Here is a 10542-nt window from a genome sequence, read left to right on the forward strand (position 1 = left end):
GGTGGATACCTTGCTTGGCTGCCGACCACGCAGAGGATTGAAAACGCAGTGAGACCAAGAGCGCAGCGGACGCCGAGAAGCGGGCCGCTGGTCGTTTGGTCTCGGCTGCTCGCCGCGCTTTAATCGGAGCGGTCGGTGCGCGTGTGGTCGGCCGTCGGCCGCCGGATCCCCGCGGTGACCACGGCGCTCGGCCGGGCGTTGCTCGCCTACCGGGGCACCACTCGCACGGCGCTGTCGGCCTACGTGGGCGCGGCGGTCGCTCCCGCGGGACCGACGGACGCCTCGCGGCCGCCGGTGGACGCCGAGCAGGTCTGGTCCGTCATCGAGCGCGCACGGGTGATCGGGTACGCGACGGAGGACGAGGAGAACGAGCCGGGGATCAGCTGCCTCGCGGTCCCGTTGCTGCGCTCCGGAACGGCGGTCGCCGCCGTGAGCATCACGGCCCCCGCCGAGCGCATGTCGGCCGCACGGGTCGCCCGGCTGCACGCCCAGCTGCGAGAGGTGCTGCCGCCGCTGCTGCCGGGCGGTCTCACGCTGCCCGCGCTCTGAGGCCCTCGGCGTACTCGGTCGGGGGAGGGGCTCCGGGCATCCGGCCCGTCCGATCTCCGCGAAGGGGTTGAGTCCCCGCGATCGCTGTGGCATCCTGGTTTCGCACAGCGATAAGTGCATTCCGCCTAGTGAAACGGTGAGTCCGATGACGGACACCCTCTCGGCACTCGGTGCCGCCCGCCTCGTCCCGGTCGTCGTCCTCGACGACGCCGCAGACGCCGACCCCTTGGCCGCAGCTCTCGTCGCGGGCGGACTGCCCGTCGCCGAGGTCACCTTCCGCACCGCCGCCGCCGAGGACTCGATCCGTGCGATGAGCGCCCGCGGCGACATGCTCGTCGGTGCCGGCACGGTGCTCACCCCCCAGCAGGTCGACCTCGCGGTCGCCGCCGGTGCGAGCTACATCGTGTCCCCGGGGCTGAGCAAGGCCGTCGTCGAGCGCTGCCAGGAGCACGGCGTCCTCGCGCTGCCCGGTGCGGTGACCGCGACCGAGGTCCAGGCCGCGCTCGAGCTGGGGCTGACCACGGTGAAGTTCTTCCCGGCCGGCACCTCCGGCGGTGCGCCGGCGATCGCCGCGCTCGCTGCTCCGTTCGGCGGGGTGCGCTTCGTGCCCACCGGCGGGATCGGCCCGAAGAACCTGCACGAGTACCTCGCCATCCCGGCCGTCGCTGCCGTGGGCGGCTCGTGGATGGTCCCCCGCGCGAGCGTGAAGGCCGGCGACTTCGCCGAGATCACCCGCCTGACGGCCGAGGCCGTCGCCCTGCTCCAGGCCTGACCGGCCACCTGCCCGTTCTCCACCCCGACCGTTCACCGAGGAATCGTCATGAGCCTGTCCATCCGCCCCGCCTCCGAGTGCCGCTACGACGCCGTGTCCCTGGGTGAGGTGATGCTCCGCCTGGATCCGGGTGAGGGGCGGATCCGCACCGCGCGTTCCTTCCGGGCATGGGAGGGCGGCGGGGAGTACAACGTGACCCGCGGCCTGCGCCGGGCGTTCGGCCTGCGTGGTGCGGTCGTCACGGCTCTGGCCGACAACGAGATCGGTCGCCTGGTGGAGGACTTCATCCTGCAGGGCGGGGTCGACACCCAGTTCATCCAGTGGGTGCCCTACGACGGGATCGGGCGTGAGGTCCGCAACGGCCTCAACTTCACCGAGCGCGGCTTCGGGGTGCGCGGAGCGGTCGGCGTCTCCGACCGTGGCCTGACCGCCGCGTCCCAGCTCAAGCCGGGTGACGTGGACTGGGACCACCTCTTCGGTGAGCTCGGGGTCCGCTGGCTGCACACCGGCGGGATCTTCGCCGCCCTGAGCGAGACCTCCGCAGAGACGGTCATCGAGGCGGTCACCACCGCGAAGAAGTACGGCACCGTGGTCTCCTACGACCTGAACTACCGGCCCTCCCTGTGGCGCTCGATCGGCGGGCAGGCCAAGGCGCAGGAGGTCAACCGCGCGATCGCCCCGTTCATCGACGTGATGATCGGCAACGAGGAGGACTTCACCGCGAGCCTGGGCTTCGAGGTCGCAGGCGTCGACGAGGACCTCGCCGAGCTGGACACCGCCGGGTTCGCCGGGATGATCGCCACCGCGGCCGCCGCGTTCCCGAACTTCCAGGTCATCGCCACCACCCTGCGCACCGTGCGCTCGGCCACCATCAACGACTGGGGCGCACTGGCCTGGTCGCCCGAGTCCGGACTGGTCGAGGCCACCCACCGCGAGCGGCTGGAGATCATGGACCGCGTCGGCGGCGGGGACTCCTTCGCCTCGGGACTGATCTACGGGCTGCTCGACGGGCAGCCGCTGGCCACCGCCGTCCAGTACGGCGCAGCCCACGGCGCCCTGGCCATGACCACCCCCGGCGACACGACCATGGTCACCAAGGCCGAGGTCCTCAAGCTCGCCGACGGCGGTGGCGCCCGCGTCGACCGCTGACGCCGGATCCCCACCAGGTGACCCGCCCCACTTCTCGGAGGTTTCGATGACGCAGGACCTGACCGGCCGCCGTGCCCTGGTGACGGGCGGGGGGACCGGCATCGGCCGGGCCATCGCCCTCACCCTGGCGCGGGCCGGGGCCGATGTGGCCCTGACCTATCGCTCGCACGACGGCGGCCCGGTGGCCGCGGAGATCGAGGCCCTCGGGCGTCGCTCCGGGGCCTTCGCCCTCGACGCCACCGACCAGGCCCAGGTGGACTCGGTGCTCGCTGCCGCGGCCGAGGCGCTCGGCGGCCCGATCGACCTGCTGGTGAACAACGCCGGCGGCCTGGTCGGTCGGCAGAGCCTCGCCGAGATGAGCGACGAGCACTGGTTCGCCGTCATCGACGTCAACCTCACGAGCACCTTCCGGGTCACCAGGGCGACGCTGCAGCAGATGCCCGAGGGCGGCCGCATCATCTCGATCGGCTCGCAGGCGGGGGAGAACGGCGGCGGGAACGGCGCGGTGGCCTACGCCACGTCGAAGTCCGCCCTCGACGGCTTCACGCGGGCGCTCGCGAAGGAGCTCGGTCCGCGCGGGATCACCGTCAACTCCATCGCCCCCGGGTTCATCGGCGGCACGCCGTTCCACACGACCTTCACGCCGGAGGCCGGCCAGAAGGCCGCCGTCGCCGGCACCCCCGTCGGCCGCGCAGGCGAGCCGGACGACATCGCGGGGGCGGTGGCGTACCTCGCCTCCCCGGGGGCGTCGTTCGTCACCGGCATCGTGCTCGACGTCAACGGCGGCACCTGGTTCCGCTGACCACGATCCGCGGTCGTCGGCCGGGCCGGGGTGGATCCGGCCGGCGACCGCGCACTCAGCCCACGTGGTCGCGCCACGAGTGGGTCGAGGCCTCGTGCGCCCGGCAGTTCGCCCAGCAGCCGCGGCAGGTCACCGGGTAGGCGGGACCACCGAGTCCCGCTCGACGATCCGGAAGCCGTCCTCGATGCGCAGGTCGCGCACCTGGCCGCTCGCGAGCTGCTCGACCAGGAGGTCCACGGCCGTGGCCCCGAGCTCGGCCAGGGGCATCGCCACCGTCGTGAGTCGGGGCTCGAGGTAGTCGGCCATCGGCGAGTCGTCGTAGGTGATGATCGACAGGTCGTGAGGAAGTCGTCGACCGAGGCTGCGAGCCGCCTGCATCGCACCGATCGCCTGGACGAAGGTGCTCGTGTACAGGGCCGTCGTGCTGGGCCAGCGGGTCAGGATCTCGCGGGCCGCGGTGTAGCCCCCCGCCTCGCTGAAGTCACCCGAGGCGATCGCCTCCGGTGACAGGCCGTGGTGCTCCAGCCGTGCGCGGAACCCGCCGAGTCTGGCCTGGGCCGGCGTGAGCTCCGGCGGGCCGGGCGTCATGGCGATATGGCGATGCCCGTGCGCCACGAGGTGGTCCACCGCCGCGGCCGAGGCTCCCGCCATGTCCAGGCCGACGTTGCGGTGGGAGCCGGGGACCTCGCGGTTGACGAAGACGTGGGCGATCGCGTCCGGTTCCCGCAGGAGGCGGTCGACCAGGGGGTGGTCGGCCCGTGCGGAGGCGACGAGCAGGCCGTCGACGCGTCCGCTGATGACCAGCTCGGCGTAGTCGTCCCCGCCGCCCACGTCGGCGGTGTCCTCCGCCAGCAGGACGGCGTAGCCCAGCTCGCGCGCCTGGCGATACGCCCCCCGCGTGACCGCGGCGTACACCGAGTTCGACAGGTCGGGGATGAGCAGGGCGAGCACGCCGGTCCGGGACAGGGACAGGGCACGCGCGCCGGCGTGCGGGCGGTAGCCGAGGTCGTCGGCGATGCGCAGGATGCGCGTCCTGGTCTCCGGCCGGATCCGCAGGGTGGTGTCCCCGTTGATGACCCGGGACACGATCGACTTGGTCACACCGCTGCGCTCGGCCACGTCGACGAGCCGCGCGCGTCCCCGCGGCTCCTGTGACGAGATCGTGACCATCGTGCTCCTCCGCGGGGTCTTGCGCCCTGGACGGGACTCAGGGTACCGTCTGGAAAACCGGTTCTCCACGGGGTTCCTGGAACGACACGGACGTCGTCCCGGGCACAGGCCCCCGGACCCGGCTCGTTCGCAGGTGGTAGCCCGACGCAGTGCGCACCCGTTGTGAGAAGAGGAACCATGAGCACCCAGTCCCTGTTCGGTGAGAGCTCCCTGCTCGGCACCGCGCCGTCGAGCGTGATCGGCGGCGAGTGGTCCAGCGCGGGTTCCCCGAGCTCCACCGCGGTGGTCGACCCGGCCACGGGTGTCGTCCTGGCCGAGGTCCCCACCCTCACCCCCGAGGACGTCGCCCGTGCCGTGGAGGTCGCCACGGCGGCACAGAAGCAGTGGCGTCGTCAGAGCCACACCGCCAGGGCAGCGGTGCTCGAGCGCGTCCGTCTCGCGATCGGGGAGCACGCGAGCGAGCTCGCCGCCATCGTCACCGCGGAGCAGGGCAAGTCGCCGGCGGACGCCTTGGGCGAGATCGCCGGGGCGCAGGCCTTCTTCGACTTCGCGATCAGCCAGAAGTACCGCACCGTCGGCGAGGTCGTCGCGGCCGAGCACGGGGAGCGGATCGAGACCCGCGAGGAGCCGATCGGCGTCATCGCCGCGATCCTTCCGTGGAACTTCCCTGCTGCGATCTTCGCCCGCAAGGTCGCCCCGGCGCTCATGGCCGGCAACGCGATCATCGTCAAGCCCAGCGAGCTCACTCCGCTGTCCGCTCTCGCGCTCGCCCGCGTCGCTCAGCTCGCCGGCCTGCCGGACGGGCTGCTCAACGTGGTGTGCGGAGCGGGTCGGGTGGTCGGCAAGGCGCTCGTGACGCACCCGGGCATCGGCATGGTCACGATGACCGGTTCCACCCGCGGCGGTCGCGAGATCCTCGCCTCCACGGCGGACTCGATCATCCCCGTCTCGCTCGAGCTCGGCGGCAAGGCCCCGATGATCGTCTTCGCCGACGCCGACCTGAAGGCGGCCGCCGCTGCTGCCGTCGAGGCCCGGTTGTGGAACGCCGGGCAGGTCTGCACGTGCAACGAGGTCACCTACGTCCACGAGAGCGTCGCTGCCGAGTTCCGCGCCCTCGTCGTCGAGGCCTTCCGCGCGACCGTCCCCGGCCGGCCCTCGCCGACCGGGCACGTGATGGGCCCGCTCGTGGCCGAACGCGAGTGGGTCAAGGTCAAGGAGATGGTCGACCTCGCCGTGGCGCAGGGGGCCACGGTGGAGGTCGGTGGTGGCCGACCGGAGGGCGCGGAGTTCGCCGCGGGCAACTGGTTCGCCCCGACGGTGCTCTCCGGGGTCACCGTCGACATGGACATCGCCCGCGAGGAGGTCTTCGGGCCCGTCCTTCCCCTCGTCGAGTTCTCCACCGACGAGGAGGCCATCGCCAACGCGAACTCTTCCGCCTACGGCCTGACCGCCTACGTCTACACGCAGGACCTCAACCGCGCGATGCGCGCCGTCGACGACCTGGAGTTCGGCGAGGTCTACCTCAACAAGATCGGCCCCGAGCAGGTCCAGGGCTTCCACACCGGGTGGAAGGCCTCCGGCCTCGGGGGCGACGACGGCGCGCACGGCTACGCCAAGTACGTGCGGCACAAGACGACGTACCTCGGCTACGGCCGCGGTGCGTGACCGGTTCCGACCCTGGCTCAACCTCCCGCCCCACCCCAAAGAAAGGCTGTTCAATGAGGAGCACCATCCACGGCGGCGCGTCCGCCCAGATCACCCGACGGCTGCGGCGGCCGTCCGTCGTCGCCGCCGGGGCCCTCAGCCTCGGTCTTGCGCTGACCGCCTGCTCGGGCTCGACCGCCGCGGACGACGCGAGCGGCTCGGCCGGCGGTGACGAGCAGACCGTCCTCAAGGTCTACGGCTGGAAGGGCTCGGACACCGAGCCTGCGAACATCGCGGGGATCAACGAGGCGTTCTCGGCAGCACACCCCGAGATCGATCTGCAGTACGAGTTCGTCCCGGCCAACGACGCCTACATCCAGCGGGTCCAGCCGGAGCTCCTTGCGGGCGAGAGCGCGGACGTCCTCATGACGGACCCCACGAAGGTCGCCGACTGGGCCACCGCCGGGTACCTCATGGACCTGTCCGACAGCGCATGGGTCGACACCTTGCAGGACGAGGTCGTGCCGTTCGTGAGCCAGGGCGAGATGGTCTACGCGGCCCCCACCGAGCTCATCTCCATCGGGCTCTTCGCGAACATGGACCTGCTCGCCGAGGTCGGCCTCGCCGAGGTGCCGACGACCTTCCCGGAGTTCGAGGAGGCGATGACGGCGCTGGAGGCCGCGGGGATCACTCCGCTCGCCCTGCCGAACAAGGCGGGCAACACGGGGAGCTGGGTGCTCCAGGCCATCGCGGCGACCCGCCTCTACCAGGACAACCCCGACTGGGACCAGCAGTTCCTCGACGGTGAGGTCAGCTTCGAGGACTGGCGTTCCTCGGTCGACCAGATGATGGCCCTCGAGGAGGGCGGGTTCATCGACTACAAGACCGAGCTCGGGGTCGACGAGTGGGCAAACGCCGCCTTCGACTTCGCGGCAGGCAAGACCGCGTTCTTCGTCCAGGGGGCCTGGAGCGCCGCCGGGATCCTCGACGCCGGCCTGGAGAACTTCCAGATCGCCCCGTGGCCCGGTGGCGACGCGGGCAGCGACCCGAGCAACAACTACTTCGTCGGCGTCATGTGGTCGGTCAACGCGAACACCAAGGTCGCCGACGCGGCCAAGGCCTACGTGGACTTCTGGGCCGACCCGGAGAACGCGCTGCCGTTCCTCGAGAGCGAGCGCGCCCAGTCGCCGTGGCAGGGCGGGGTCAACCCGGACGACGCGACGACGGCACCGACGCTCGCGGCGTTCGAGGCGGGCCGCAACCGGTTCCTGCCCAACACGACGTGGATGACGTGGGACGCAGGGAAGAGCCTCGAGTCGGGGATCCAGTCGCTGCAGCTCGGCCAGATCGACGAGGACGAGTTCATCTCGACCATGGACGCGCAGCTGCGCCCGTAGTACGCACCTGCCCCTCCGCCGGTGGGAGGGGGCCGGACACCGGCACCCCTCCCACCTCGCGGTAACCAGACAGAAGAGGTCCCCATGATCAGCCGCCGCCCTGTCACCGCGATCGCCTTCATGGCGCCCGCCGTGGCGATCTACCTGCTGGTGGTCATCTACCCCCTGGTGAACAGCGCACTGCTGAGCCTCACCGACAGCCCGGCCGGCAACCCCGGCAACTTCATCGGCCTGGAGAACTTCGCGACCCTGGCCGGGGACTCCCAGGTCACCTCGGCGCTGTACCGGACGATCGCCTACGCGGTCGTGGTCGTCGTGCTGCAGAACGCGATCGGCCTCGCCCTCGCCAGGGCCTTCTTCCGGCGGATGCGGGCCCAGCGGGGGCTGAGCGTCGCGTTCCTGCTCCCGATGCTCATCTCCCCGCTCATGGCGGCCTTCATCTGGTCCGCGCTCTACGCCCCGAACGGAGCGATCAACACCGTGCTCGAGGCCGTCGGGCTGGACTCGCTCACCCGGATCTGGCTCGGCGACCCGTCCACGGCACTGTGGTCCATCGCGGCGGTCAACGTGTGGATGTTCGCCGGCTACTCCGCGGCGATCTTCCTCGCCGGGTACATGAACCTGCCGAGCGAGACCCTCGACGCGGCCCGGGTGGACGGGGCCGACGGCTGGCGCCGCTTCCGGTGGATCGAGTGGCCCCTGCTGGCACCCTCGCTGACGGTCAACGTGACGCTCTCCCTGATCGGTTCGCTCAAGGTGTTCGAGTTCCCGCTGGTCATGACGAACGGCGGGCCGGCCGGGTCGACAACCACCCTGACGCTCGTCATCTACCAGAAGGTCTTCGGCGGGCGCGGGTCCTTCGCCTACGGGATCACGGTCGCCCTGCTCCTGCTCGTGGTCGTCGTCGTTCTCACCAGCATCGTCAGCGCCGTCCTGCGCCGCCGCGAGGAAAGGATCTGAGGCCATGAGCCTGCCTCCCGCACCGCCGTCCATGCCTCGCGCGCTCCGCGGCTCCGCCCTGACCCGATCGTCGGCGAGCGGACGCCCGAGCCTCCTGAGCAACATCGTGCTCGGGGTCGTCGTGCTCCTGTTCATGTTCCCGCTCGTGCTGACGGTCTTCACCTCGCTCCGCACGCCCGTCGAGGTGGCGCTCAACCCCCTCGGGCTGCCGATCCCGGCGACGACGGAGAACTTCGTCAACGCCTTCAATCAGATGGACTACCTGATCAGCGTGCGCAACACGGTGATCATCATGGTGTTCTCCGTGTTCTTCGTGGTGTCCATCGGGGCACTGGCGGCCTACCCGCTCTCCCGTCTGACGCGACGGTGGACGGCGTGGGTGTACCGGCTGTTCATCGCCGGGATGACCCTGCCGGTGTTCGTCATCATCGCCCCGCTCTACCTCCTGCAGCGCGACCTCGGGCTCCTCAACACCTGGGCCGGGGTGATCCTGACCTACGTCGGGCTCAACCTGCCGATCGCGATCTTCTTCTACACGAGCTTCCTGCGGCAGGTGCCGATCGAGGTCGAGGAGGCGGCAGAGCTCGACGGTGCAGGCACCCTGCGCATCTTCCGAGTGGTGGTCTTCCCCCTCCTGCAGCCGATCACCGCCACGTTGATGATCTTCATCGCGCTGCAGATCTGGAACGACCTCATCATCCCCCTCGTGTTCCTGCGCGACGCGGACAAGCGCACCGTGATGGTCAACGCCTACTCGTTCATCGACCCCAACTCGGTCGACCCGACGACGCTCTTCCCCGCCGCCCTGCTCGGTGTGCTGCCGCTGATCCTCATCTTCATGTTCATGCAGCGTCGTGTGATCCAGGGCCTCACGCTGGGAGCCGGCAAGTGAGCGCCACCGAGGGCATGGACGCCCGGCCGATCAGCGCCGCGACGAGGCGAGCCCGGCAGTACACCGGCACTCCCGAGTGGTTCTGCGAGTTCACGACGACCGAGGTCGTCGGCCTCGGGCCCGAGGTGGGCGTGCACCGGCGCGACCCGAGCTCGGTCCTCCTGGTCGACGGCGTCTTCCACACCTGGTACTCGCGCTCGACGGGGGAGACCGTTGGGTTCGGGTCGGGCGACCCGGGGGCGAAGGTCTTCCCGTGGGACCTCTCGGAGATCTGGCACGCCACGTCGACCGACGGGCAGGTCTGGGTCGAGCAGGGCCGAGCGGTCGGCGCCGGCGCGCCCGGAGCCTACGACGACCGCAGCGTCTTCACCCCGGAGGTCCTCGAGCACGAGGGGCGATTCCACCTCGTCTACCAGGTGATCTCCTCGCCGTACCGGCTGCGCTCCTACGAGTCGATCGCCATGGCCACGGCCTCCTCACCCGAGGGGCCCTGGGTCAAGAGCCCAGCCCCGTTGCTCGAGCCCTCCCGGACGGGGGAGTGGCTCGGGGACGAGGACAACCGGCTCGCCGTCCTGTCCCAGGGGGACTTCGACAGCCTCAAGGTGCACGACCCGATCCTGCTGCCCTACGACGGGCGCTTCTTCCTCTACTACAAGGGGGAGCAGAAGGGCGAGGCCTACACCATGGGCGGCCGATCGACCCGCTGGGGCGTGGCGATCGCCGAGTCGGTCGACGGGCCGTACGAGCGGTCCCCGCTCAACCCGGTCACGAACAGCGGTCACGAGACGTGCCTGTGGCTGCACGACGACGGGGTGGCCGCGCTCCTGACCACCGACGGGCCGGAGCGCAACACGATGCAGTTCGCGCCGGACGGCCTGAACTTCGAGATCACCGCCTATCTGCCGAACCCGCCGATCGCGGCAGGGCCGCTGCGCAGGCGAACGCCGACGACGACGCCGCTCGACGGCGTGCGCTGGGGGCTCAGCCACGACGTCTCGGGACCGTGGCACTTCATCACGGGGTTCCGAGCCGACGAGCGGATGAAGGACCTGTACGCCGCCGGGATCTCGCCAGAGACCGCGCCGGCCGCCGGGTCCTGGACCAGCACCCCGACCGACTGACGACCGTCCCTGCGTGGCACTGCCGCGCCGGGATCCTCGAGAGAGATGTGGAGACGATGGCCAAGATCGAACGGGTGCGGACCGAC

At 70.8% G+C, this 10542-nt stretch carries 10 protein-coding genes; 9 read left to right on the plus strand and 1 reads right to left on the minus strand.

Annotation, left to right across the window (positions count from 1 at the left end):
• Positions 1–135: 135 nt before the first annotated feature.
• The 4 genes from ABWK99_RS09035 (at position 136) to ABWK99_RS09050 (ending at position 3272) form a co-directional block, all read left to right on the plus strand.
• The gene (locus ABWK99_RS09035) at positions 136–549 is read left to right on the plus strand and encodes an IclR family transcriptional regulator C-terminal domain-containing protein (protein WP_372594368.1); all 414 of its coding nucleotides are present in this window, start codon (positions 136–138) and stop codon (positions 547–549) included.
• A gap of 145 nt (positions 550–694) precedes the next feature.
• Positions 695–1321, plus strand: coding sequence for a bifunctional 4-hydroxy-2-oxoglutarate aldolase/2-dehydro-3-deoxy-phosphogluconate aldolase (gene eda, locus ABWK99_RS09040; protein ID WP_372594369.1), 627 nt, complete (start codon positions 695–697; stop codon positions 1319–1321).
• A gap of 48 nt (positions 1322–1369) precedes the next feature.
• Positions 1370–2470, plus strand: coding sequence for a sugar kinase (locus ABWK99_RS09045; protein ID WP_372594370.1), 1101 nt, complete (start codon positions 1370–1372; stop codon positions 2468–2470).
• 46 nt (positions 2471–2516) lie between these two features.
• Positions 2517–3272: an SDR family NAD(P)-dependent oxidoreductase gene (locus ABWK99_RS09050; protein WP_372594371.1), complete on the plus strand. Its 756-nt coding sequence runs from the start codon at positions 2517–2519 to the stop codon at positions 3270–3272.
• 129 nt (positions 3273–3401) lie between these two features.
• Here ABWK99_RS09050 and ABWK99_RS09055 read toward each other — a convergent pair whose 3' ends face one another.
• Positions 3402–4442: a LacI family DNA-binding transcriptional regulator gene (locus tag ABWK99_RS09055; RefSeq protein ID WP_372594372.1), complete on the minus strand. Its 1041-nt coding sequence runs from the start codon at positions 4440–4442 to the stop codon at positions 3402–3404.
• Positions 4443–4619: 177 nt separating this feature from the next.
• On the opposite strand from ABWK99_RS09055, the gene ABWK99_RS09060 reads away from it, so the two are divergent.
• From ABWK99_RS09060 to ABWK99_RS09080, 5 genes are all read left to right on the plus strand, one after another.
• Positions 4620–6107 (plus strand): aldehyde dehydrogenase family protein, encoded by a 1488-nt coding sequence (locus ABWK99_RS09060; protein WP_372594373.1) that lies wholly within the window; start codon positions 4620–4622, stop codon positions 6105–6107.
• A gap of 53 nt (positions 6108–6160) precedes the next feature.
• Positions 6161–7483, plus strand: a complete 1323-nt coding sequence (locus ABWK99_RS09065; RefSeq protein WP_372594374.1) for an ABC transporter substrate-binding protein — start codon at positions 6161–6163, stop codon at positions 7481–7483.
• Between the two features lie 84 nt (positions 7484–7567).
• Positions 7568–8443 (plus strand): carbohydrate ABC transporter permease, encoded by an 876-nt coding sequence (locus ABWK99_RS09070; protein WP_372594375.1) that lies wholly within the window; start codon positions 7568–7570, stop codon positions 8441–8443.
• 4 nt (positions 8444–8447) lie between these two features.
• Positions 8448–9335, plus strand: coding sequence for a carbohydrate ABC transporter permease (locus tag ABWK99_RS09075; RefSeq protein ID WP_372594376.1), 888 nt, complete (start codon positions 8448–8450; stop codon positions 9333–9335).
• A complete protein-coding gene (locus ABWK99_RS09080; RefSeq protein WP_372594377.1) occupies positions 9332–10456 on the plus strand; it encodes a glycoside hydrolase family 117 protein in 1125 nt (374 codons plus the stop codon). Before ABWK99_RS09075 ends, ABWK99_RS09080 begins: the two co-directional genes overlap by 4 nt.
• Positions 10457–10542 lie beyond the last annotated feature (86 nt).

The organism is Actinotalea sp., assembly GCF_041597215.1.
Taxonomy (GTDB): Bacteria; Actinomycetota; Actinomycetes; order Actinomycetales; family Cellulomonadaceae; genus Actinotalea.